The 23,367-nt window shown below is 69.2% G+C and carries 20 protein-coding genes; 8 read left to right on the top strand and 12 right to left on the bottom strand.

The window, feature by feature from the left end:
- Positions 1-9: 9 nt before the first annotated feature.
- The 4 genes from OG579_RS15710 to OG579_RS15695 all read right to left on the bottom strand — a co-directional run bounded on the left by OG579_RS15710 (position 10) and on the right by OG579_RS15695 (position 5,142).
- Complete coding sequence (locus tag OG579_RS15710) at positions 10-897, bottom strand: GGDEF domain-containing protein (RefSeq protein ID WP_328856700.1); 888 nt, start codon at positions 895-897, stop codon at positions 10-12.
- Positions 869-3,967, bottom strand: coding sequence for a type I DNA topoisomerase (gene topA, locus OG579_RS15705; protein ID WP_328856699.1), 3,099 nt, complete (start codon positions 3,965-3,967; stop codon positions 869-871). The genes OG579_RS15710 and topA overlap by 29 nt, the downstream gene beginning before the upstream one ends.
- Before the next feature lie 241 nt (positions 3,968-4,208).
- Positions 4,209-4,787, bottom strand: a complete 579-nt coding sequence (locus OG579_RS15700; RefSeq protein ID WP_045821524.1) for a hypothetical protein — start codon at positions 4,785-4,787, stop codon at positions 4,209-4,211.
- Positions 4,788-4,938: 151 nt separating this feature from the next.
- Positions 4,939-5,142: a cold-shock protein gene (locus tag OG579_RS15695; RefSeq protein WP_045821523.1), complete on the bottom strand. Its 204-nt coding sequence runs from the start codon at positions 5,140-5,142 to the stop codon at positions 4,939-4,941.
- A 322-nt stretch (positions 5,143-5,464) separates the two neighbouring features.
- Between OG579_RS15695 and OG579_RS15690 the strand changes: the two genes are divergently transcribed.
- Both OG579_RS15690 and OG579_RS15685 read left to right on the top strand, forming a co-directional pair.
- Positions 5,465-7,795 carry a DEAD/DEAH box helicase gene (locus OG579_RS15690; RefSeq protein WP_408068687.1) on the top strand — a complete coding sequence of 777 codons (2,331 nt, stop codon included), beginning with the start codon at positions 5,465-5,467 and terminating at the stop codon, positions 7,793-7,795.
- A gap of 168 nt (positions 7,796-7,963) precedes the next feature.
- A complete protein-coding gene (locus OG579_RS15685; RefSeq protein WP_408068686.1) occupies positions 7,964-9,517 on the top strand; it encodes a stealth family protein in 1,554 nt (517 codons plus the stop codon).
- Here OG579_RS15685 and OG579_RS15680 read toward each other — a convergent pair.
- The 4 genes from OG579_RS15680 to OG579_RS15665 all read right to left on the bottom strand — a co-directional run bounded on the left by OG579_RS15680 (position 9,454) and on the right by OG579_RS15665 (position 13,835).
- Complete coding sequence (locus OG579_RS15680; RefSeq protein ID WP_328856698.1) at positions 9,454-10,431, bottom strand: metallophosphoesterase; 978 nt, start codon at positions 10,429-10,431, stop codon at positions 9,454-9,456. The two genes, OG579_RS15685 and OG579_RS15680, sit on opposite strands and share 64 nt — an antisense overlap.
- A gap of 82 nt (positions 10,432-10,513) precedes the next feature.
- Positions 10,514-11,416: a tagatose-bisphosphate aldolase gene (locus tag OG579_RS15675; protein WP_045821521.1), complete on the bottom strand. Its 903-nt coding sequence runs from the start codon at positions 11,414-11,416 to the stop codon at positions 10,514-10,516.
- 74 nt (positions 11,417-11,490) lie between these two features.
- Positions 11,491-12,831 (bottom strand): FGGY-family carbohydrate kinase, encoded by a 1,341-nt coding sequence (locus OG579_RS15670; RefSeq protein WP_045821520.1) that lies wholly within the window; start codon positions 12,829-12,831, stop codon positions 11,491-11,493.
- Positions 12,828-13,835 (bottom strand): LacI family DNA-binding transcriptional regulator, encoded by a 1,008-nt coding sequence (locus OG579_RS15665; protein ID WP_328856697.1) that lies wholly within the window; start codon positions 13,833-13,835, stop codon positions 12,828-12,830. Before OG579_RS15665 ends, OG579_RS15670 begins: the two co-directional genes overlap by 4 nt.
- Positions 13,836-13,921: 86 nt before the next feature.
- Between OG579_RS15665 and OG579_RS15660 the strand changes: the two genes are divergently transcribed.
- A complete protein-coding gene (locus OG579_RS15660; RefSeq protein WP_328856696.1) occupies positions 13,922-15,157 on the top strand; it encodes an HAD-IA family hydrolase in 1,236 nt (411 codons plus the stop codon).
- Between the two features lie 11 nt (positions 15,158-15,168).
- On the opposite strand, the gene OG579_RS15655 is transcribed toward OG579_RS15660, so the two are convergent.
- Positions 15,169-16,179 carry a LacI family DNA-binding transcriptional regulator gene (locus OG579_RS15655; protein ID WP_328859263.1) on the bottom strand — a complete coding sequence of 337 codons (1,011 nt, stop codon included), beginning with the start codon at positions 16,177-16,179 and terminating at the stop codon, positions 15,169-15,171.
- Positions 16,180-16,231: 52 nt separating this feature from the next.
- On the bottom strand, positions 16,232-16,957 hold the full coding sequence (locus OG579_RS15650; protein ID WP_045821517.1) for an SDR family oxidoreductase: 726 nt from the start codon (positions 16,955-16,957) through the stop codon (positions 16,232-16,234).
- Positions 16,958-17,318: 361 nt separating this feature from the next.
- Here OG579_RS15650 and OG579_RS15645 point away from each other — a divergent pair, with 361 nt between their 5' ends.
- From OG579_RS15645 to OG579_RS15625, 5 genes are all read left to right on the top strand, one after another.
- Positions 17,319-18,014: a nucleoside/nucleotide kinase family protein gene (locus OG579_RS15645; RefSeq protein WP_328856695.1), complete on the top strand. Its 696-nt coding sequence runs from the start codon at positions 17,319-17,321 to the stop codon at positions 18,012-18,014.
- Positions 18,015-18,073: 59 nt separating this feature from the next.
- Complete coding sequence (locus OG579_RS15640; protein WP_045821516.1) at positions 18,074-18,850, top strand: ATP-binding cassette domain-containing protein; 777 nt, start codon at positions 18,074-18,076, stop codon at positions 18,848-18,850.
- The gene (locus OG579_RS15635; RefSeq protein ID WP_328856694.1) at positions 18,850-19,950 is read left to right on the top strand and encodes an ABC transporter permease; all 1,101 of its coding nucleotides are present in this window, start codon (positions 18,850-18,852) and stop codon (positions 19,948-19,950) included. The genes OG579_RS15640 and OG579_RS15635 overlap by 1 nt, the downstream gene beginning before the upstream one ends.
- A 70-nt stretch (positions 19,951-20,020) precedes the next feature.
- The gene (locus OG579_RS15630; protein ID WP_328856693.1) at positions 20,021-20,986 is read left to right on the top strand and encodes an ABC transporter substrate-binding protein; all 966 of its coding nucleotides are present in this window, start codon (positions 20,021-20,023) and stop codon (positions 20,984-20,986) included.
- Between the two features lie 117 nt (positions 20,987-21,103).
- Positions 21,104-22,582, top strand: a complete 1,479-nt coding sequence (locus OG579_RS15625) for a mannitol dehydrogenase family protein (protein WP_328856692.1) — start codon at positions 21,104-21,106, stop codon at positions 22,580-22,582.
- Here OG579_RS15625 and OG579_RS15620 read toward each other — a convergent pair whose 3' ends face one another.
- Together OG579_RS15620 and OG579_RS15615 are read right to left on the bottom strand one after the other, a co-directional pair.
- A complete protein-coding gene (locus tag OG579_RS15620) occupies positions 22,583-22,909 on the bottom strand; it encodes an Rv3654c family TadE-like protein (protein ID WP_328859262.1) in 327 nt (108 codons plus the stop codon).
- A gap of 35 nt (positions 22,910-22,944) precedes the next feature.
- The gene (locus OG579_RS15615) at positions 22,945-23,268 is read right to left on the bottom strand and encodes a TadE family type IV pilus minor pilin (RefSeq protein ID WP_328859261.1); all 324 of its coding nucleotides are present in this window, start codon (positions 23,266-23,268) and stop codon (positions 22,945-22,947) included.
- Between the last annotated feature and the right edge of the window lie 99 nt (positions 23,269-23,367).

Genomic DNA, 23,367 nt, shown 5'->3' with positions numbered 1-23,367 from the left:
ACGCCGCGATCAGTCGCCGAGAACCCGCCCGCGACCCTGCCGTTTCGCCTGGTAGAGACGAGCGTCGGCCCGCGCGAAACAGTCGGTCGCCGACTCGCGGGCACGCACCGTGGCGTACCCGGCGCAGAACGTCTGACCGTCGGGGACCCTGCGTGCCAGATCGCCGAGCACAGCGTCGATGTGGACGGCCGCCGAACCGGGTAGCGCAAGGGCGAACTCCTCGCCGCCCCACCGCGCGAGCACAGCCGCCTCGCACGCCGAGGCGACCATGGCCCGCGCGAACTCGGCCAACAGACGGTCGCCCGCGTCGTGGCCGCGGGTGTCGTTGTAGTCCTTGAACCTGTCGAGATCGATGATCGCGAGAACGAGATCGCCGCCGCCGCCGTGCGCGGCGACGCGCTCGAACTCGGCCAGGTGCGTCATCCACCCGCGACGGTTGAGCAGCCCGGTCAACTGGTCGGTGCTCGCCGCGGTCAGCAGGTCGTCCTCGGTGCGCCGGCGGTCGGTCGTGTCGTGGATGACCGCCATGGTCCACCGGCGGCCGCCGGGACCGACGACGGGACTGGCCGAGACCCACCCCCACCGAACAGCGCCGTCGGGGTGCAGGTAGCGCTTCTCCACGCGCAGGACCTCACCGCGCTCGGCGGCATCGGCCATCAGACGGTCCATGGCCCGGTGCTGCGCGAGATCGTCGTCGTGGGTGAAGTCGCGCGACGACCGGCCGGCGATCTCGGGCCACGATCGACCCACCATCGCGCAATAGGCGGCATTGGCCACCACCAGCAGACCGTCCTCGTCGGCGAGCGCCATGGGCACGGTGCTGGCCTCGAACATCGCTCGGTACCACCGGGAGTCGAGGTCGACAGGGTCACTCGTCGGAGTCGGACCCGGTTCCATCGGTTGCCACCGTCTTCGTCGCTGCGGACTTCTTCGCGGGCGCCTTCTTGGCCGGCGTCTTCTTCGCCGGCGCCTTCTTCGCGACCGCCTTCTTGGCCGGGGCCTTCTTCGCGGCGGTCTTCTTGACCGTCGCCTTCTTCGCCGGCGCCTTCTTCGCCTTCTTCTTCACCGGCCCCCGCGCGCGGCGGTCGGCGAGCAGTTCCATCGCGCGTTCGTCGGTGATGGAGGCGACGTCGTCATCCTTGCGCAGGCTGGCGTTGGTCTCGCCGTCGGTCACGTACGGGCCGAAGCGACCGTCCTTGATGACCATCGGCTGCTCGCTGACCGAGTCCTTGCCCAGCTCCCGCAGCGGCGGGGCCGCGGCCGCGCGACCACGACGCTTGGGCTCGGAGTAGATCTTGAGCGCCTCCTCGAGCGTGATGCCGAAGATCTGGTCCTCGGCGCTCAGCGACCGAGAATCGGTGCCCTTCTTCAGGTACGGGCCGTAGCGACCGTTCTGGGCGGTGATCTCCTCGCCGCTCTCGGGATCGGCACCCACCACACGCGGCAACGACAGCAGCTTGAGCGCGTCGTCGAGTGTGACCGTCGCGATCTCCATCGACTTGAACAACGACCCGGTCCGCGGCTTGGGGCCCGCCTTCTTCGCGGCGACCTTCTTCCCCGGAGCCTTTGTCGCAGCCTTCTTGGCCGCGGTCTTCGTGGTCGCACCGGCCTTGGTGGCCACCGCGGTACCGCCACCGGAACCGCCGGACGCTGCCGCGCCGTCGCCGTCGAGCGGGGTGGGGCCGGGCGGAACCGTCAGCGCCGGAACCGAATTCCCACCGTCGCCGCTGTCGCCGTCGGACTCCTCATCGGGATCGGGCAGGATCTCGGTGACGTAGGGGCCGAAACGGCCCTCCTTGGCGACGATCTCGTGGCCGGTGACCGGATCGACGCCGAGCGTGCGACCCTCCTGCGGCGTGCTGAACAGCTTCTCGGCGACCTCGATGGTCAGCTCGTCCGGGGTCATGTCGTCGGGCAGGTTCGCCCGCTGCAGATCCGGTTCGGCGTCGGGGCCGGCGACGTTGCGCTCGAGGTACGGCCCGAACCGACCCACGCGCACGACGACCGGTCGACCCTGGTCGTCGTCGAAGAGCTTGATGGAGTTGATCTCCCGGGCGTCGATCTCCTCGAGGTTCACGCCGACGAGCTTCTTGAGCCCGCCGTGGGCGGCGACATCGGAGCTCGCCGCGGAGTCGGTGGAGTCCTCGGAGGCGTCGGCGCCGAAGTAGAACCGCGACAACCAGTGCGTACGGTTCTCCCGACCCGAGGCGATCTGGTCGAGGTCGTCCTCGAGCGACGCGGTGAAGTCGTAGTCGACGAGGCTGCCGAAGTACGCCTCGAGGAGTCCGACGACGGCGAACGCCACCCACGACGGGACGAGGGCGCTGCCCTTCTTGTGGACGTACCCGCGGTCCTGGATGGTGCCGATGATCGACGCGTACGTCGAGGGGCGACCGATGCCGAGCTCTTCGAGCGTCTTCACCAGCGACGCCTCGGTGAACCGGGCGGGCGGGTTCGTCGAGTGGCCGGCCGCCTCGAGGTCGGCGGCGGTGAGGTGCTGCCCCTCGGTCAGCAGCGGCAGCCGCACCTCCTCGTTGTCGGCCTGTCCGCCGGCCTGCTCGTCGACGGTCTCGACGTAGGCCGACAGGAAGCCGGGGAAGGTGATGGTGCGACCCGACGCGGCGAACGTCGCGCGCTCGCCCGAGGTCGCGGTGCCGCTGATCCGCAGGCTCATCGTGGTGCCGCGCGCGTCGGCCATCTGCGAGGCGACGGTGCGCTGCCAGATCAGCTCGTAGAGCCGGAACTCGTCGGACTGCAGGGCCGAGGCGACCTGGCCGGGGGTGCGGAACGTCTCGCCGGCCGGGCGGATGGCCTCGTGGGCCTCCTGGGCGTTCTTGACCTTGCGGGTGTACTGCCGCGGGGTCGGGTGCACGTAGTCGGCGCCGTAGAGCTCACGGGCCTGCCCGCGGGCGGCGTTGATGGCCGACTCCGACAGTGTCGTGGAGTCGGTACGCATGTAGGTGATGTAGCCGTTCTCGTACAGACGCTGCGCGATGCGCATGGTCCGGTCGGAGGTGAACCGCAGCTTGCGGCCGGCTTCCTGCTGCAGCGTCGAGGTCATGAACGGCGCGTACGGGCGGCGTGTGTACGGCTTCTCCTCGACCGAGGTGACCGAGAGGTCGGCACCCTGCAGTCCGGTGGCCAGCGCGTTGGCGCGGGCCTCGTCGAGCACCACCACGCCGTCGGACTTCTTCATGCGGCCCGCCGCGTCGAAATCGCGGCCCGAGGCGACGCGGTTGTCGTCGACGGAGACGAGCTTGGCCTTGAACGTGCGCGGCGAGACGTCGGCGCCCGCGTCGAGGGTGGCGTCGATGTCCCAGTACGAGGCGGAGATGAACGCCATCCGCTCGCGTTCGCGTTCGACGATGATGCGGGTGGCCACCGACTGCACGCGGCCCGCCGACAGCTTCGGCATGACCTTCTTCCACAGCACCGGCGACACCTCGTACCCGTAGAGGCGGTCGAGGATGCGGCGGGTCTCCTGGGCGTCGACGAGGTCGACGTCGAGATCGCGCGGGGTGTCGGCGGCGGCCTGGATGGCCGACTGGGTGATCTCGTGGAACACCATGCGCTTCACCGGGACGCTGGGGCGCAGGGTCTCGAGCAGGTGCCACGCGATGGCCTCGCCCTCGCGGTCACCGTCGGTGGCGAGGTAGAGCTCGTCGACACCCTTGAGCAGTTGCTTGAGTTCGGTGACCGTGGACTTCTTGTCCGGCGACACCACGTAGAGCGGTTCGAAGTCCTGCTCGACGTTCACCCCCAGACGGGCCCAGGGCTGTCCCTTGTATTTGGCGGGCACGTCGGCCGCGCCGCGCGGGAGGTCCCGGATGTGTCCACGGGACGACTCGACGACGTAGTTCGATCCCAGGTATCCGGCGATCTTGCGGGCTTTGGTGGGCGACTCGACGATCACGAGGCGGCGCACATTGCCACCGGAGCGGGTGGACGCGGTGTCGCTATCAGCCACTGTCTGTGCCTGCACCTTTCTACCGGCCTGTTGGGTAAGGCCTTCTATATGTGTTCTGACGGCATCGGAGACGGTCCGCGCAGCCGACACATCTGGCTTGTTCTACCCCATATAACAGCCTATTGACACAACGCCGCTGGGAGCACAAAGGTTTCCGCGGCGCCGGACACCTCGCGTCAGGGCGCCGCGAGGTGGGAGAACAGGCAGCTCAGCGGGGTGATCGATCTGACAAATGAATGTGTCACACCGTGGGCCAGAATCCGACGGCATCGAGGTGCCCGGGCGGTGCGCCGATGTTCTCCAGCAGACGCGACAACCGACGGCGGCCGGCGATCCGCAGGGCCGGCGAATGACCGCGGGTGCCGACGAGGGTGGGCGCGATCCCCGCGCGCATCAGCGCGGTCGCCAGCGGCGAGTGCGTCTCGGGGGCGTGCGGGTCGAGACCGAGCAGATAGCGGTCCTCCTCACGACGGCCCGCGGCGATCGCCCACAGCCGCAGCGCGCGCGGACTGGGCACCCAGTCGGCGGGCATCGTCTTGACCGCACCCTTCACCCACGAGCGGGTGAGGGCGTCGAGCGACTTGGAGGTCTCGGTGCGTGCCATGGGCGAGCCCTCGTCGGAGACGGCGGGGTGCGCCCGTACGCCGCACAGTTCGATGTCCTCGACCAGTGCGTCGGCACGCCACTGCGCGTCGACGACGATGGAGACCCGACTACCGGCCGGGGAGAACGACGACTGCCCATGCGCGGCAAACAATCCCGACAGATCCTCCAGTGAGGGCTCGTCGGTTTCTGCCGAGAAGAAGGACAGTTGGCCCACGGTCGGGAACTCTACTCGAACGAATGGTCGACTGGGCCACGCATCTCCGGACGCGCCGGACGAGGTCGGCCGCACCCGACCCCTCGACGCACAACGCCCCCGACGCGCCGCGATGAACGGACGCCGGGGGCGGTGTCGAGAGTGTGCGAGCTCAGACCGCGCGGACGCCGGTGGCCTGCGGACCCTTGGTTCCCTGACCGACCTCGAACTCGACGCGCTGGTTCTCCTCGAGGGTGCGGAAACCGGATCCCTGGATCTCGGAGTAGTGGACAAACACGTCGTCCGGTCCATCATCAGGCGCGATGAAGCCGAAGCCCTTTTCCGCGTTGAACCACTTCACAGTTCCCTGTGCCATTTCTTGCATTCCTTTACTGACTCACCGGATACGTCACGATGTGTCACCGCGACGGGCCCGTTCCGACCGCCATACCGACTGGCGACGTTTGCGGACCAGCCGCGCACTAACCTTGGGTATTACGCCCGCAACACGTTCTCGGGGGGCAGACCATCCGTGCCGTGTCGACCCTTGCAGAAGCCCCCGAAAGCTGCGACCGACGACAGTCAATCATGAACATGTCGCCCCCGACAGTCGCAGAACTCAAACTGAACAAAACATCGTCAGATTTCAGGCCATCGACATCTGTCGGTAACGCCGAGGGCCACCGAAAGGCAGCTGCGTGACCAGCATTTCCCCGGGCGACTCGTTCGGCGAGCAGTTGCTGCACCGTTCCCTGGCCGGCGTGGACCCGGATTTGTCACCTGTCACATACAAGACCGTGATGCGTTCGCAGACAGCACAGTTCGCAGAGTGGCCGGACTGGGTCACCGAGCCGGTGCGCGCGGCCTACGGCGACATCGGCGTCCGCCGCCCGTGGACCCATCAGGTGACCGCCGCGCAGCACGCCCACGAGGGCACCCACGTCGTCGTCTCGACCGGCACGGCCTCGGGCAAATCGATGGCCTACCAGCTGCCGATCCTGTCCGACATGACCTCGGGCGCGGCGCCGCACGGCACGGCTCTCTACATCGCTCCCACAAAGGCATTGGGCGCCGATCAGATCCGCGCGCTCACCTCGTTGACCGCCGGGCGTCGCGAGTTCGCACACATGGCGCCGTGCGCATACGACGGCGACACCGAGCCCGACGTGCGCCAGTGGGCGCGCGAACACTCGCGGTGGATCTTCACCAACCCCGATATGCTGCACATCGGATTCCTTGGCTCCCCCGGGCGGTGGCGACATTTCTTCCGCAACCTGCGCTACCTCGTGATCGACGAATGCCACCACTACCGAGGGGTTTTCGGCTCACACACCGCACTCGTGGTGCAGCGGACGCTGCGGCTGGCGCGCGCGGCCGGGGCGAACCCGACGGTGATCGCGGCCAGTGCCACCGCGGGCGAACCCGCCCGCGCGCTCGGCCGCCTCATCGGTGACGACTGCGTGGCGGTGACCGACGACGGCTCCCCGCACGGCGAGCGGACGGTCGCCCTCTGGGAGCCGACGTTCACCCCCGGGGTGACCGGCGAGCACGGCGCACCGGTCCGACGCTCGGCGGGCGCCGAGGCCGCGCGCATCATGGCCGATCTCGTGATCGAGGGCGCCCGCACGCTGTGTTTCGTCCGCAGCCGACGCGGCGCGGAGATCACCGCGCTGTCGGCCCGTCAGATCCTCGCCGCCGCCGATCCCGAGTTGGTCGGTCGGGTGGCCGCCTACCGCGCGGGCTACCTCGCCGACGACCGACGGGACCTCGAGGCGGCGCTGAGCGACGGCACGCTCCTCGGCGTGGCCACGACCAACGCCCTCGAACTCGGCGTCGACATTGCCGGGCTCGACGCGGTCGTCGTCGCCGGCTATCCCGGCACCGTCGCCTCGTTCTGGCAGCAGGCCGGCCGCGCCGGGCGGCGCGGGGAGGGGTCGCTGGTGGTGATGGTCGCGCGCGACGACCCGCTCGACACCTACCTCGTGCACCACCCCGAGGCGCTCCTGGAACGGCCGGTGGAGGTGAGCGTCACCGATCCCACCAACCCGTACGTGTTGGGCCCGCACCTGCTGTGCGCGGCGACCGAGCTCCCCCTGACCGAGGCCGATGTCGCGGCGTTCGACGCCGCCGACGTGGTCGCCGACCTCACCGCCCGGGGCCTGCTGCGGCGGCGTCCCGCGGGCTGGTACCCCGCGGCCGGGCTGTTCCCGCACGGCGAGATCGACATCCGCGGCGGGATCGGCGGGCAGGTCATGATCGTCGACGGCACCACCTCGCAGCTGCTGGGCACCGTCGACACCGGCCGCGCGATGTCGACGGTGCACCCCGGTGCGGTGCACCTGCACCAGGGCCGGTCGTTCGTGGTCGACGAGCTCGATCTCACCGACGGCCTCGCGATCACCCACCCCGAGGACCCCGAGTGGTCGACGTCGGCACGGGAGACGACCGCGATGGACATCACCGCCACCACCCGATCCTGGCGGTCGGGTCCGCTCACCGTCGCGCTGGTCGACGTCGACGTCACCCACCAGGTCGTCGGGTACATGCGGACCCTGCACACCGGCGAGGTCCTCGACGTCATCGACCTCGACATGCCGCCGCAGACCCTGAGCACGCGGTCGGTGATGTACACCCTCGAACCCGAGGCGCTCGAGGGAGTCGGGGTACCCGTCGACCGGTTCCCCGGTGCCCTGCACGCGGCCGAGCACGCGGCGATCGGCCTGCTCCCTCTGATCGCGACCTGCGACCGCTGGGACATCGGCGGCCTGTCGACCAACATCCACGCCGACACCGGCCTGCCGACGGTCTTCGTCTACGACGGCTACCCGGGCGGGGCGGGTTTCGCCGAACGCGGGTTCACCGCGTTCGCGACCTGGATCCGGGCCACCCGCGATGCCGTCACCGACTGCCGATGCGAGAGCGGATGCCCCTCGTGCGTCCAATCGCCGAAGTGCGGCAACGGAAACGAACCGCTCGACAAGGCCGGGGCCATCGCGGTGCTGAACCTGTTGCTCCGCGAGATCCCGTAGCCGCAGTTCATCCGGTCGTCACCTGCTTGTCAGGTGCCGTATGCTGGGCAAACACGCATCGGCTCCTGTCCCGGGTCGCGTCACCTGGGAAGGATCGCCATCACCTCGTCACCATCGACCCCCGAGCTCCGTCTCGTTCCCCGCACCACGGGATCGTCACATCCGTTGGTGGACAACGCCTCCGGCCTCACCCGAAGCCTTCGGACCCGCGACGACATCGTCGAGTTCCGCGGACGCCTCGCGCTGCGCAACGTGATCACCACCCCGCTCGAGGCCACGATCGCCGATCTGCTCTTCGTCCGGGACATCCTCGACGCCGCCGACATCGACTACCTGTTGGTGCGCGGCAACGACGACCGGCCGGTGCTGGCCGTCGATGTGACCCGCGGACCCGACCTGCGCAGCGCACTCACGGTCGGCTGCGCGCGCGAACCGTTCTACGCCAAGGCCATGGACATCAAGGGGTCCCGGCTGGGTCTCATCGCCGCCGGCGCCCTGTCGGAGATCGCCGACGCCCGCATCCTGCGCGTCCACCGCCCCCGGGTCGAGCCCACGAGCGGGATGCACTACGGCACATCCGGTTCGGTCCAGATCGAGCTGTGGTCGTTCACCGCGACCGACATCAGTGCGCCGGTCGTCAATTCGCTCACCCGACGGTCGATCCCGGCCGCCGAGGCGGTCCACGGAACCGTGGAGCGATACGGCCTGAGCTGGCCGACCATCGAGAACATGTTCGACGCACACGCCTCCGACATCGGTTTCGACATCGACATCGTGTTCTCGTGGGTCGACGGATCCTCGGCGGAGTTCCAGGCGCAGCGCGCGAAGCGGATGAAGCACTACGTGGTGGGCTCCGGTGACGATTCGGCCGCGCGGTTCCGCCAGATCGACGAGTTGAAATACGCTCTGCGGTCGGTGCACATGTACGCACCGTGGATCCGACGCATCTTCGTCGCCACCGACTCGCCGCGACCGGCATGGCTCGCCGACGACCCCCGCGTGACCTTCGTGCGCAGCGAGGAGTTCTTCGCCGACACCTCGGTGCTCCCCACCCACAACTCGCAGGCCGTCGAGTCGCAACTGCACCGGATCCCCGGGCTGTCGGAACACTTCCTCTACTCCAACGACGACATGTTCTTCGCCCGCCCGGTGTCACCGGAGATGTTCTTCTCCCCCGGTGGCGTCAGCATGTTCGTCGAGGGTGCGGTGCGGATCGGTCTGGGTCACAACGACTCCGAGCGCAGCGGGTTCGAGAACGCCGCCCGCGTGAACCGTCGGATCCTCAAGAGGCGCTTCGGTTCGGTCACCACCAGACATCTCGAGCACGTGGCCACCCCGCTGCGCAGGAGCGTGATGGCCCAGATGGAACGCGAGTTCCCCGAGGAGTTCGCCGCCACCGCGGCCAGCGCGTTCCGGTCGAGCGAGAACATCTCGGTGACCAATTCGCTCTACCACTACTACGCGTTGCAGACCGGCCAGGCCGTGGTGCAGCGGGGCGCGAAGGTCCGCTACATCGACACCACCACGGCCGCCGGACTGCGGGCGATGGGCAAGCTCCTCCCGAAGCGGGCGGTCGATTTCTTCTGCCTCAACGACGGCAGCTTCCCGGAGGTCGATCTCGACGTGCGGACCGCGACGGTGACCGACTTTCTCGACCGCTACTTCCCGATCGCGTGCGAGTGGGAGACGTCGATGACCGGTTCGGCCGCGCCCGGTCGCTGAATCGCTCGATCGGCGACGCGACGTCGGTTGCGGGCGCTCTCGCCGATCGTGACCTGGTGGGCGATGAGCCGCGCACGGACGTCGACGGCGCTGACGGCCTCGCCCACCGCCGACTGCCCACGCATCGGGACCACCGAGTGCACGACGGTGTCGGGGTACACGCTCACCAGGTTGTGCGACTGCGCGCCGTCACGACCGCGGATGGCGCCCACCGAGATCGCGAGGTCCTGGGTGTAGCTGGTCGCCGAGACCACCGACACCGGTATCCCGGCGAAGGTCGCACTGGTCGAGTGGTGCAGGTGCCCCGACAGGATGGTGCGGATGTCGCTGCCGCGCACCACCTCGGCGAGTCGGTGTTGATCGAACAATTCGACCAACACCGAGAGATCCAGCACCGCGGGGATCGGCGGGTGGTGCATCACGAGGATGCTCCCGTAGGTCGACGGGACCTCGAGAACACCGGCGAGCCAGTCCAACTGGGCGTCGGTGATCTCGCCGTGGTGGTATCCGGGGACCGTGGTGTCGAGCACGATGATCCGCAGACCGTCGATGTCGTGGACCAGGTCGACCGGCGCACTCGACGGCTCGGTGTCGAGCAGGTGGCTGCGGAACTGTGCACGGTCGTCGTGGTTGCCCATCGCCCAGACGACCGTGGCGCCGATCTCGGCGGCGATCGGTTCCACGAGGACACGCAGGGCGTCGTATGCCGTGGCCTCGCCGCGGTCGACGAGGTCGCCGCTGAACACCAGGGCGTCCGGCCGGATACCCGAACTGCCGATGTCGTCGAGGATCTCCCGCAACCGCAGGCCGCTGTCGACGTCGTCGTAGAGCACCCCCTCGGCGACGATGTGGGTGTCGCTGAGATGGAGCAGCGTGAAATCGGGCCGGGGGTGCTCGGCCGTCCGGGCTGTCAACTGCTCACGATGTTCATCGCGACCCACAGTAGTCCCGTCTCACCGCGGCCGCGGTGCTCGCGGCCGCGGTACGAGCCACGGATCAGGCGAGGACCGGCACGCGGTGGTCGACGGCGTCGGCGAGCTCGCGCAGGCGCGGCAGCGCCCGATGTGTGAGCAAATCGGCGCGGGTGTCGGCCGAGACCGCCATCGAGTCCTTCCACAGCGACCGACCGGCCATGGCACCACCGGCACCGTTGTCGACCGCGATCCGGACCTGCTCGACGAACGTCTCGTGGTCGACGCCGGCCGACAGCACGGCCCACGGCACACCGTTCGCGGCCTCGGTGACCGCGGCACAGGCCTGCGCCGAACCGGGGTACTGCAACTTGAGCACCTTGGCGCCGCACGCGACCGACAACCGGGCCGAGTCGGCGATGAGGGTGCCGAACGCGGCACGGTAGTCCTCGTCGCTCTCGCCCTCGAGCTGGTAGGTGAGGATCTCCACGATGAGCAGGACGCCCTCGGCGGTGGCTGCGGCCGTGAGGTCGCGGATGGACTGGGCGGCAACCGAATCGAGTCCCTGGCGGTCGGGGCGCAGGTACCAGAGCATCTTGGCGGCGTCGCCACCGAGCTCGCGCACGGTGCGCGGGGTGACGCCGTCGACGAAGCGGGTGTGGCGCAGACCGTCGACGGTCTCGAACCCCGACGCGTCCATGCCGACCACGAGCGCAGTGTCGCGCGAGAGGGTGCCGTCGTCGACGATGCGGGGCAGCGCGACCTCGGGGTCGAGGAGGATCGCCGGCGCGTGGTTGCCGAGGTGTCGCACGAGATCTGCCTTGGCGTCGGCGAGTTGGGGTGCGGTCACCGAGCCGGGGCCGTCGGGCGCGTCGGTCATGACGGCCTTCATGCCGTTGCGCTGGTCGCCCGCGACGATGAGCATGTTGCCCTCGGCGGTGGAGATCGCGGCCATGCCGCGCTTCTCGATGGTGGTCAGTTCGTTCACGATGATCTCTCCTCGGTGTGGGGTTCAGGGTGTGGGGTGCGGGCTGTCGGGTTCTGCGATTCGGGTTCTGGCGGTCACACGACGGAGTCCGCGGTGAGCAGTCGTGCGGCGAATCGGGTTGCGCCGTAGGCCGTGTCCTGGCTGCGCGTCGACACCGTGACCTCGGGCAGGATGCGGGCTCGGGCGTCGCGCACGCAGCGCATCCCGCTCCATCCCCCGGTCAGCACCGTCGATCGGGCGGGCGCGATCTCGCGGTCGAGAGCGGCGATCAACCGGACGATCTCGTCGTTGCCGTGCTCCACCACGGCGGCGAAGATCTCCGCCGAGCTGACACCGTCGGTGCGGACGGTCACCGACAGCACGCCGTCGTCGTTGCGGGCGCCGGTCACGTCGATGCCGCCGTCGGCGAGCGCGTCCGGGGGCAACGCGCACACGCGCTCGTCGAGACGATCGCGGCCCTCGCGGTCGGAGATGTCGAACATCTGCAACGTGCGGCGCATGATCAGCCCGGTCTTCACCCCGGCCACCAGCACGTGTTTGCCGGGGACCACGTGGCGCACCGCGTTGATCAGGTGCTCGGCCAGCCGCGCGCGCGCCTGCGGCGTCGGGGGTTCGTCGAGCACCCGCAACAGCACCTCCGCGGTGCCCATCGACACGTGGTAGCCGTCGTCCGGGATGGCTCCGCCGGCCTCGGCCGACACGAGGTGGTCGTGTCCGGCCACCGTGAGTCGCGCTCCGGCGAACGCGGTCGGCAGCCATGCGGTGTCGGCGGCCCCGAGGTCGGTGCCGGCGTCCACGAGCGGCGGGAGGATGTCGTCGGTGATCCCGAGATGGTCGAGCAGCGCCGTCCACGGCCGTCCGGTGTCCTGATCGAGCAGCCCGGTCCGCGACGCCAGCGAGTACTCGCCGACCTCCGCGCCGCCGAGCATGCGGACCACGAACTCCGGCAGGGTGAACCAGCGCAATCCGGTGAGGTCGAGCCCCTCGGTGCGCAGATGGGCGATCTTCGCCGCCGACACCTGGGCGCCGACCGGCAGACCGGTGTGCGCGGGGAAGTCGCGGCGCAGGTGGTCGGGGAGCGCGGCCATCTCGGCGGCACCGCGGGGGTCGAACCACGCGAAAGCGGGTGCGACCACGGTGCCTGCGGTGTCGACCAGGAAGCCGGTCTCCCCCATCCCGGACACGGCGACGGCCTCGATGCGCGTGTCGTCGGGCAGTCGACGGGCGACCGCGGTCATCAGGTCGACCACGACAGCCTCGAGAGCGGGCGCGTCCATGTCGGTGGTGCCCGCGGGTCCGTTGCGCCACGGTGTGGGACGCGACTCGATGAGCACCTCGGTCCCGTCGACCTCGGCGACGAGCATCTTCACGCCGGTGCTGCCGAGGTCGAGGCCGGCGACGAGGCGCGCGGTCATGCCGTGCCCCCGGCGACCGGGAGGGTGTCCGAGGCGCGGGCGATGAGGCGTGTGTCGGCCCGCAGGTCCACCGCCTGACCGTCCGGGTCGTCGAAGCGGGCGACGAGACGCTCGAACGCCAGCGCACCGATGTGGCGCGGGTCCTGGTCGATGCACGTGATGGACGGCGCGACGGCCTCGGCGAGTCCGAAACTGCCGAACGAGATCATCGCGACGTCGGTGCGGTCGAGTTCGTGCAGCACCGAGACCACCGAGGTCGCGTGACGCGCATTGGACACGAACAGCGCCGTCGGCGGATCGGGTTGTGTGAGAAGCGCATCGACGACCGGGCGGACGGCGTCGGCGTGGTGGGCCACCTCGGGCATGAACCGCTCCTGCGCGGTGATGCCGTGGCGGGCGAGGGTGTCGACGAAGGCGTCGCGCCTGCGTCGCGCGGTCTGCAGTCGTTCGTCGAGTCCCACCAGCGCGATGCTGCGGTGCCCGGCGGCGACGAGACGTTCGACGGCGTCGGTGGCCGCGGCGTAGTCGTCGACGGTGACCGAGTCGAAACCGGGCACCGAGCGGTCGACGGTGACGACCGGAAGGGTGGACTTGCGTGGGAGGAGGAAATCGCCGTGGTCGCCGACCGGCGCGAGGATGATGCCGCGCACGTGCTGACCCGCCAACCGCATCAGCTGATCGCGTTCGCGGTCGGGATCGAAACCCGTGCTGCCCACGATCACCGCGAGCCCGAGTTCGAGTGCCCTGTCCTCGATCTCGCGGACCAGCGAGGCGAAGAACACGTCGTCGATGGAGTCGACGACGATGCCGATCGCGTTGCCCGCGCCCGATTTCAGCGAGCGCGCCGCGGAATTGGGGACGTAGTCGAGTTCGACGACGGCGGCCTCGACGCGTGCGCGTAGTTCGGGCAACACGGTGTCGACCCCGTTGACCACCCGCGACACGGTCTTGAAACTGACCCCGGCGCGAGCCGCCACGTCTTTGATGCTGGCGCGATCCGCCACCGGCGCTCTCCTCCTGACAACGTTGTCTTGGTGCTTGACCGCCGAGGGGTTTCGGTGAGACAACGTTGTCTCGTATGATCCACAGCGTGGACCGCACCTGTCAAGCCCCTGACCCGTCCGACCGGACATCGCCCGCGGTCGTCGCCATCGCCGGCGGCGCGGGCAGCGGCAAGACGACGCTCGGCCGGGCGCTGGCGGCAGCGCTGGGACGTCCGATCCTCGACCTCGACACGCTCACCAATCCCCTGCTCGATCGACTACCGCTGCGCGGCGTCGACGGACACTGGAACACCGACGGACCCCACCGCGTCGCCGTCCGTGACGCCCGCTACGCGGTCCTGCGTTCAGCCGCAGGCGATCTGGTGGCCGTGGGCCAGAGTCCGATACTCGTCGCACCGTTCACCGCCGAACTCACCGGTGGCGACGCATGGCACGCACTGGTCGACGCGGTCGCGCCCGCGCCGGTGACCGCGATCCACCTGACCGGCACACCGGAGCTGCTCGAGTCGCGCCGCGCACACCGCGGTGCCGAGCGCGACCGACAGCGGCCGCAGGTCGATCCGACCGCCGAGGTCGCCGTGGAGGTCATCGGCATCGACGCCGCACTGACCACCGACCAACAGGTCTTCCGGGTGCAGCGCGCCCTCGGTGTGCACACACCGGTCGACGCGGCGTCCGCGCTGTTCGGCGATACCTTCGACGCGGTCCTCTTCGATCTCGACGGCACGTTGCTCGATTCCACCGCCGCGGTGCATCGCAGCTGGTCACGGGTCGCCGACGAGTTCGGATTCGATCTGCACGATTCCGCCATCGGACACGGCATGCCCGCCGCCGCGGGGCTCTCGGCGATCCTCGGTCCGGACGCCGGACCCGCGGCCGGCGCACGACTGATCACCCTCGAGACCGAGGACGTGTCGGACGTGACGGCGATCCCCGGCGCCCTCGACATGCTCGCGGGTCTGCACCACATGCCCTGGGCCGTGGTCACCTCGGGCACACCACCGGTCGCGGGGGCGCGGATGGCCGCAGCCGGGATCTCCGCGCCCCACATCGTGATCACCGCCGACGACGTCGAGAACGGAAAACCCGATCCCGAGCCCTATCTGCTGGGTGCGAGCCGGCTCGGTGTCGACCCGCGACGCTGCCTGGTGGTGGAGGACGCCCCCGCCGGCATCACCGCGGGACGCGCCGCGGGGTGCCTGGTGCTCGGCATACGGGGCACCGTGGACCTCACCGATTCCGGGGCCGATCTTGTGGTCGACGCCCTCGATCAGGTCGAGATCGTCCGGCGTGGAGAGGGATTCGCACTCATCCCGAGGTGACGACCACGGGTTCAGTGCCGATGTGGTCGTGCAGCCGACACCGCACCGGGCGAACACGATGCACGCACCACCAGTTCCACGTCGAGCACGTTGCGCCGACGGTAGCGGCGCTGGGGGTGCTCGATGCGGCCGAGGATGCGTTCGATGGCCTGGCGGCCGAGTTCGGCGGGGTTCTGATCGATCACGGTGACCGGCGGGCACACCGCGTCGGCCAGGGGGAAATCGCCGAACCCGACGAAGGCCACGTCGTCGAGACGCAGGAGTTGGATCCCCGGCACACAGTCCATCGCGACGCGGGCGTTCGAGAGGAACAGCGCGGTGGGCGGATCCTCGAGCGCCATCAGGTCACGGAGCGCCGTGACGGCCTCGCCGCGGTCCATCACACCGGTGACCACCAGCGCGTCGTCGACCGTGAGATCGCGCGCGGCGAGTGCGTCGCCGTACCCGGCGAGGCGGTTGCGGGTGGTGGGGATGTCGGAGTTGTCGCCGATGAACGCGATGCGCCGATGACCTTTCGCCAGCAGGTGTTCGGTGGCGATCACCGCCCCGCCGTGATCGTCGTCGACGAAGCTGTCGGCGGTGATGCCGTTCGCGGCACGGTCGACGAAGACGGTGGGTGTGCGCCCGATCCACCGCTTGAGGTACTCGTGATCGACCCCGGTCGGCGCGATGATCAGACCGCTGAGCTGCCGGCGCAGCAGCGACTCGACCAGCCCCTGCTCGGCGGCGCCGTCGGTGCCCAGGCTCGTGATGAACACGGCCATGTCGTTCTGGCGCGCACGGTCCTCGATCGCCCGGGCGATGGAGGCGAAGAACGGGTCGGCGATGTCGGGGACGGCCACCCCGACCGCGGCGGTGTGACCCGCGCGGAACGACGTGGCGATCGTGTTCGGCACGTAGTTCAACGATTCCAGCGCCGCGGTCACCCGCGCGCGGGTGTCGGGATCGACGTGCGGGTCGTCGTTGTATACGCGCGACACCGTCTTGGCGCTCACGCGCGCGAGCGCGGCGACATCCTGCATCGTCGTCACGGCCCCACCTCCTCCTCGAGTGCCATCCTGCCGGTCATCGCGCTCAGCGGCAGGTGTATCCACCGTCGATGGGCAGGCTGACGCCCGAGATCATCGACGCGTCGTCGCTGAGCAGGAAAGCGATGGGGCCCGCGATCTCGTCCTCGGTGGCCCACCGCCCGAGCGGCATCGCCTCCAGGAACGGGCCCTCGATCTCCGGCCGGCCCCAGTAGAACGCCGACATCTCGGTCATCACCACGGTCGGGTTCACACTGTTGACGCGGATGCCGTGCGGCCCGAGTTCGAGAGCCGAGACGCGAGTGATGTTGTCCACGGCGGCTTTCGACGACCCGTAGGAGATGTGGCCGGGCAGGGCCACCAGGCTCGCCTGGCTCGACACGTTGACGATCGAGCCTTTACCGGCGGCGATCATCGCCGGCGCGACGTACTTGGTGACCAGGAGGGTGCCCCGGGCGTTGATGGAGATGACCTTGTCGAAGATGTCGATGTCGGTGTCCTGCGGGGTGGCGATCTCGCCGCCGAAGCCGCCGCAGTTCACCACGCCGTCCAGCGCGAGACCGGCCAGCGCGTCACGGATCTCGTCCTCGGAGGTCAGGTCGAACGCCAGTGGCGTCGCACCGGTCTCGTCGGCGAGTTTGTCGAGCACATCGATCTCCCGACCCGAGGCGATGACGCCGGCGCCGTCGGCGACCAGTCGACGCACGGTGGCGCCACCGATGCCGCCGCTGGCTCCGGTGACCAGGATCGTCTGTCCGGTGAAGTCGGCCATCGCGACCCTCCCTCTTCGTCTCGTGACGTCTGATGTCATCGATGTCATCACCCACGGATCGGGGTTCACATGTCATCGATGTCATGGACGGTAGACGACACCACCCCCGGCCGTCCCGCGTTTGCGCAATTGATTCTCTAATCGCAGTTCAGAGCCGTGACACGGTGTCACGAACCGTCGTCCCGACGCTGTCATCGTGGACACGTACCGACACTGTCATGTCATCGGTGTCATGAATTTCTTCCGAACGCGTGACAAACCGGTGAGGTGTGGGTCACACTGATCCGCATCGAACCCGACGGACGTGTTCGAGGCGAGAGGACGGGATGCGACGATGCAGCCGGTGGCGGAGGTGACCCAGGTGGAGCGAGCAACCGCCACATCGGATCTCGCCGCGCTCGTCGACGAGCTCGCGGTCCGCGCCCGCTCTCTCGTGGCCTGCGGTGAGCGCCGGATCCTGGGCATCACCGGACCTCCCGGAGTGGGCAAGTCAACGCTGTGCGCCATGCTCGCCGCCCGCCTCGGCAGCGACGCGGTGCTCGTCGGGATGGACGCGTTCCACCTCGCCAACGAGGAGTTGGAACGACTGCACCGGCGCGACCGCAAGGGCGCACCCGACACCTTCGACGTCGACGGTTACGTCGCGCTCCTTCGTCGATTACGTTCGCAGAGCGCAGATCTCGTCTACGCACCGCGCTTCGAGCGGGCGATCGAGGAGTCGATCGGCTCGGCCGTCCCCATCGCGCGCACGACACCGCTGGTGGTCACCGAGGGCAACTATCTCCTGCTCGACCGCGGCGGCTGGGAGGAGGTGCGCGGTGTGCTCGACGAGGTCTGGTTCCTCGACGCCGCCGCCGACGTCCGCGCCGCACGGCTCGTCCGTCGCCACGAGCACCACGGCCGCTCACACGACGACGCGTTGCGGTGGACCGAGGAGGTCGACATGCGCAACGCCGCGGTGATCACCGCGACCCGCCACCGCGCCGACCTCGCCGTCACGGTGCCCGACGCACAGGGTTCGGTGCCGGGCGTCGCCCTCGACGTGCCGCCCGGCTGATGCCGGGCCCTCCCCCACCCGACCACCACACCGACCCGTCCGATCACAAGGAGCCACCCATGGCAGAACCGTCCCCCGGCCGCACGCCGATACTGCAGGCCCGCGGCCTGTCGCGCAGCTTCGGCAACGTGCGTGCGCTCGACGACGCCGACTTCGAGGTCCACGCCGGCGAGGTGGTCGCGTTGATCGGCGACAACGGCGCCGGCAAGTCGACTCTGGTGAAGGCGCTCTCGGGCAGCCTCGCCCTCGACTCCGGCGAGATCCTCTTCGACGGCACGCCGGTCGATCTCAACAGCCCCACCGCCGCAGCCGATCTCGGTATCGAGACGGTGTTCCAGGATCTCGCGTTGGCCCCGCATCTCAACGCCGCGCAGAACATGTTCCTGGGACGGGAACTCCCGGCACCGGGCCTGCTCGGGAAGTTCGGCTTCCTGAACACCGCCGAGATGCGCAGGCAGTCGCAGGAGGCGTTGGACGACCTCGGCGCGACGGTGCGCAGCCTGACCGACCCGGTGGGCTCGATGTCGGGTGGTCAGCAGCAGGCCGTCGCGATCGCCCGCGCCGTCGCCTGGGCCAAGGGCGTCGTCTTCCTCGACGAGCCCACCGCCGCACTGGGTGTGGTGCAGACCCGCAACGTCCTCGACACCATCCGCCGCGTGGCCGACAAGGGTGTCGGCGTCGTCTTCATCAGCCACTCGATGCCCCACGTCATCGAGGTCGCCGACCGCGTGCAGGTGCTGCGGATGGGACATCGCGTCGCGACGTTCGACGCCAAGAACACAACCATGGAACAACTCGTCGGTGCGATGACCGGCGCGACCGTCGGAGCATCCTGATGAGCAACCAGACCATGACCCCGCCCGCCGGCGTCACCCCGCCGAAGAAGAACGAGCCCGAGCACCGTGGGTTCGACCTCGTCGGCGCGATGTCGAAACTCGCTCGCGTACAGATGATCCAGATCGTCCTGGTGCTCGTCGCGATCTGCCTGGTCTTCTCGATCATGGCGCCCGAGAGCTTCCCCGAGTGGGGCAACTTCCGCCAGATCATCCAGAACGTCTCGATCCTCGCCGTCCTCGGCATCGGCATGACGTTCGTGATCGTCACCAGCGGCATCGACCTCTCGGTCGGTTCGGTGCTGGTGTTCTCCGGTGTCGTCGCCGCGAAGACGATGCGCGCCATCGGCGGTGACGGCTGGGGGGTCGCCACGATCGGCATCCTCGTCGCCGTCGTGTGCGGTCTCGCATGGGGATTGCTCAACGGCATCCTCATCGGCAAGGCCAAGGTCCCGCCCCTGATCGTCACCCTCGGAACGCTCGGCGGCGCACTGGGTCTGTCCCAGGTCATCACCGGCGGCGTCGACATCCGCGACGTACCCCCGGTCCTGGTCGACACCATCGGCTACGGCAACCTGCCCGCCACCACCCTGCCGCTGATCTCGGTGATCGCCATCGTGGCCGTCGTGATCTTCGGTATCGTGATGCACCGCACCAAGTTCGGGCTCTACACCTTCGCGGTCGGCTCGAAGGAGGAGTCGGCCCGCCGGGTCGGCATCAAGGTCGACCTCCACCTCATCAGGATCTACGCGCTGTCGGGAGCGATGGCCGGTCTGGCCGGCATCCTGTCGCTGTCGCAGTACGGCACGACCGCGATCGCGGGGCAGTCGCAGACCAACCTCAACGTGATCGCCGCGGTCGTCATCGGCGGAACCAGCCTCTTCGGCGGTGTCGGGACCATGTTCGGCACGGTGGTGGGCCTGTTCATCCCGGCCGTGCTGCTCAACGGGTTCGTGATCGTCGGTGTCGAGCCGTTCTGGCAGCAGGTCGCCGTCGGCGCCGTCCTCATCGCCGCGGTCTACTTCGATCAGCGTCGCCGAGCCGCCGCCAGTCGCGGGCAGTCGACCTCCTCGCTGAAGAAACTCTGGTCCAAGAGCCCCTGACCGACCACGTCTCCCGCTCCCTCACTCTCCCCGACGCCACACCCGTGCGTCATCTGACAAGAAAGCCATCATGACAATCTCACGCATCAGCGTTGCTGCCCTGGCCGTTCTCTCCACCTCGGCCCTTGTGCTGTCCGGGTGTTCCTCGGACTCCGGCGGCGGCAGCAACAAGCTCGCCTTCATCCAGGGCGTCAGCGGCGACGAGTTCTACATCAGCATGCAGTGCGGCATCGAGGACGCGGCCAAGAAGGCAGGCGCCTCGGTCGAGGTGCAGGGCCCCGCGAAGTTCGACCCCACCCTGCAGAAGCCGATCGTCGACTCCGTCGTCGCCTCGCGACCCGCCGCGATCCTCATCGCCCCGACCGATGTCGCCGCCATGCAGGCCCCGCTCGCCGCCGCCGAACGCGCCGGCATCAAGATCGTGCTCGTCGACACCACCATCAACGATCCTTCGATCGCGGTCTCGGCGATCTCGTCGGACAACGCCGGTGGTGGCGCCGAGGCGTTCTCGGCCATCCAGCAGCTCAACCCCTCGGGCGGCAAGGTTCTCGTCATCTCCACCGACCCGGGTGTCTCCACCGCCGATGCCCGTGTCGCGGGCTTCTCGGGTGCGGTCGCCAAGGACTCGAAGTTCTCCTACCTCGGGGTGCAGTACAGCCACAACGATCCCGCCGAGGCGGCCAAGCTCGTCACCGCCGCGCTCGCCAAGGACCCCGACATCGTGGGCGTGTTCGCCACCAACACCTTCGCCGCCGAGGGCACCGCCACCGGTGTGCGCCAGGCCGGTAAGCAGGACCAGGTGAAGATCGTCGGCTTCGACGCCGGCCCGGCGCAGGTGAAGCAGTTGCGCGAGGGTGTGGTGCAGGCGCTGATCGCCCAGCAGCCGGGCACCATCGGCACCGACGGCGTCGAGCAGGCCATGAACGCCATCGACGACAAGCCGGTCACGAAGACCATCTCGACCGGTTTCCACGTGATCACCAAGGACACCCTCGACGGCGAGGGCGCGCAATACGTCTACAAGTCGTCGTGCTGATGACGATCTGACGTCCATCAGACTGCGGTGGCGCCCCGCGACCACGAAACCGGGGCGCCACCGCATCCCATTTGCGATACTTCGATTCTGTACAGCGACACCCCCGGAGGTGATCTGATGCCAGCTCTGCACCGCGCAACCGTGAGCGATCTCCCGGGCCACGTCGGCGTCGCCTCCCACATCATCGATCCGTCGGCGCTGTCGATCGGGATCGCCCATTTCGGAGTCGGCGGTTTCCACCGCGCCCACGAGGCGATGTTCGTCGACCGGCTGCTCGCCGCGGGGCACACCGACTGGGCCATCTGCGGGATCGGCGTCCTCCCCGGCGACCGTCGGATCACCGACATCCTCGCCGCGCAGGATCACCTCTACACACTGGCGACCACCGATGCCGACGGCCGTCGTGACACGCGTGTCATCGGCGCCGTGGCCGACATAATCTTTGCGCCCGACCGTCCACGGGACGTTCTCGACGTGCTCACCGCGCCGGGTACGCGGATCGTGTCGTTGACGATCACCGAGGGCGGCTACGGCGTCGACGACACCACCGGCGAATTCGCCCCACGCGACCCGCTGACCCTGCGCGACCTCGACCATCCCGACGACCCGCGCAGCGTGTTCGGGTTCGTCGTGGCCGCGCTGCGGATGCGCAGGGATGCGGGCCTCGCGCCGTTCACCGTCATGTCGTGCGACAACATCGAACACAACGGCCGGGTCGCCCGTGCCGCGGTCACCGGTTTCGCGGCGCGCCACGACGCCGATCTCGCCCGCTGGATCGACGAGAACGTCGCCTTCCCCAGCTCCATGGTCGACCGCATCACCCCCGCCACCACCGACGCCGTCGTCGAGCAGGTCGGCCGTGAACTCGGTGTCGACGACGCATGGCCGGTGGCCTCGGAGGCGTTCGCCCAGTGGGTGCTCGAGGACTCCTTCTCGGCCGGTCGGCCCCCGTTCGACGACGTCGGCGTGGTCCTCGTCGACGACGTCGAACCCTATGAGCACATGAAGTTGCGGCTGCTCAACGCCTCGCACCAGGTGCTCAGCCATCTCGGGGTGCTCGCCGGGTACACCTACGTGCACGAGGCCCTCGCCGATGCCGACATCCGCGGCTTCGTCGGTTCGTACATGCGCCGCGAGGCGCTGCCGACGCTGCGACCGGTGCCCGGTGTCGATCTCGACGACTACATCACGCAGTTGCTCGAACGGTTCTCCAATCTCGCGATCCGCGACACCCTCGCCCGTCAGATGGTGAACACCTCCGATCGCGTGCCGAAGTTCGTGCTGCCGGTGATCGCCGACCGCCTGCGGGCCGCGGCGTCGATCGACCACGCCGCGCTCATGCTCGCGGCCTGGTGCGCGGTGCTCGACGCCGACACGATCCCCATGATCGACGCCGACACCGACCATCTGCGGCGTCTCGCCTGGGCCGATCACGACCGGCCCGGCGCGTTCCTCGAGAACACCGAGGTGTTCGGCCGGCTCGCGTCGAGCGTGTGCCTGCGGGTGGCCTACCAACTCGCGAAATGCCATCTGCAGGACCACGGTCCGATCGGGGCGATGCGCATGGTCGCCGCCCACTCCAGCGGCGTCCGCTGATCATCCCGACGGTCCCGCGCGGGCGTCGGCGACCGCGGTCCGCACGCCGAACGGCCCCAGATCGACATCGACGGACCCGCTGACCACCACGTCGTCACCGTCGGTGCGACACTGCGTGATCCGCACCTTCGTCTCATCGGCGACGGCGCGAGCTGCGCCGCAGGGGTCGTCGAGGGCGAGGATCCACCGCTGCGCCGCGGCCAGCGCCGCGAGATCGACGGCCGACTGGGCGCGATGACGGGCGACGACAGCCGCACCGAACCAGCTCACTCCCACGATCAGTGCCACCGTTGCCGCGATCACACACGCACCCAACACGGTGGCCATCCCCCGCTCATCGCGCAGCCGCGCACGCCACGTGGTCACGACGCGTCCTGCGCGACCGGCTCACGGACCGCGACCGCCTGGGCGCCGAGGTCGACGCCGGGCAGCACCGGCGACGTCGCGTGCACGGTGACCACCACGCGATCGCCGCGCCCACCGATCGAGATCTCGGCGCCGGCCGGCGCGACCGATCGGCCCGCCGAGAGCGCGCCGGTGGCGTCTCCCTGCGCCGCGATGCGTGCGGTCTCCCGGGCCGCATCGACGCATCGCAGATGCGTGCCGATCGCCAGGACCGCGCCGATCCCCAGGACCAGGACGGCGACGATCGAGGCGATCGCGAACGCGGCCTCCACCGAGACCATGCCGCCGTCGTCGGCCAGCCGTCGCGCCGCACGGCGACCCACATCACAGCGGCGGGCACGGGGGCGGGGCGAAGTGAGAACCATGTCACTCCGACGCGG

The organism is Williamsia herbipolensis (assembly GCF_036153515.1).
Classification (GTDB): domain Bacteria; phylum Actinomycetota; class Actinomycetes; order Mycobacteriales; family Mycobacteriaceae; genus Williamsia_A; species Williamsia_A herbipolensis.
Note: the sequence above shows the minus strand (reverse complement) of the source record. Positions and strands in the feature narration are given on the sequence as shown.

What these genes read in the sequence shown, in the direction of transcription:
- OG579_RS15650 (WP_045821517.1), bottom strand. Translation starts at nt 16,957, where the DNA reads ATGGCCGACTTCACCGGACAGACGATCCTGGTCACCGGAGCCAGCGGC.
- OG579_RS15640 (WP_045821516.1), top strand. Translation starts at nt 18,074, where the DNA reads ATGGCAGAACCGTCCCCCGGCCGCACGCCGATACTGCAGGCCCGCGGC.
- OG579_RS15710 (WP_328856700.1), bottom strand. Translation starts at nt 897, where the DNA reads ATGGAACCGGGTCCGACTCCGACGAGTGACCCTGTCGACCTCGACTCC.
- OG579_RS15655 (WP_328859263.1), bottom strand. Translation starts at nt 16,179, where the DNA reads ATGCAGGATGTCGCCGCGCTCGCGCGCGTGAGCGCCAAGACGGTGTCG.
- OG579_RS15670 (WP_045821520.1), bottom strand. Translation starts at nt 12,831, where the DNA reads ATGACCGCGCGCCTCGTCGCCGGCCTCGACCTCGGCAGCACCGGCGTG.
- OG579_RS15625 (WP_328856692.1), top strand. Translation starts at nt 21,104, where the DNA reads ATGCCAGCTCTGCACCGCGCAACCGTGAGCGATCTCCCGGGCCACGTC.
- OG579_RS15635 (WP_328856694.1), top strand. Translation starts at nt 18,850, where the DNA reads ATGAGCAACCAGACCATGACCCCGCCCGCCGGCGTCACCCCGCCGAAG.
- OG579_RS15615 (WP_328859261.1), bottom strand. Translation starts at nt 23,268, where the DNA reads ATGGTCTCGGTGGAGGCCGCGTTCGCGATCGCCTCGATCGTCGCCGTC.
- OG579_RS15620 (WP_328859262.1), bottom strand. Translation starts at nt 22,909, where the DNA reads ATGGCCACCGTGTTGGGTGCGTGTGTGATCGCGGCAACGGTGGCACTG.
- OG579_RS15695 (WP_045821523.1), bottom strand. Translation starts at nt 5,142, where the DNA reads ATGGCACAGGGAACTGTGAAGTGGTTCAACGCGGAAAAGGGCTTCGGC.
- OG579_RS15630 (WP_328856693.1), top strand. Translation starts at nt 20,021, where the DNA reads ATGACAATCTCACGCATCAGCGTTGCTGCCCTGGCCGTTCTCTCCACC.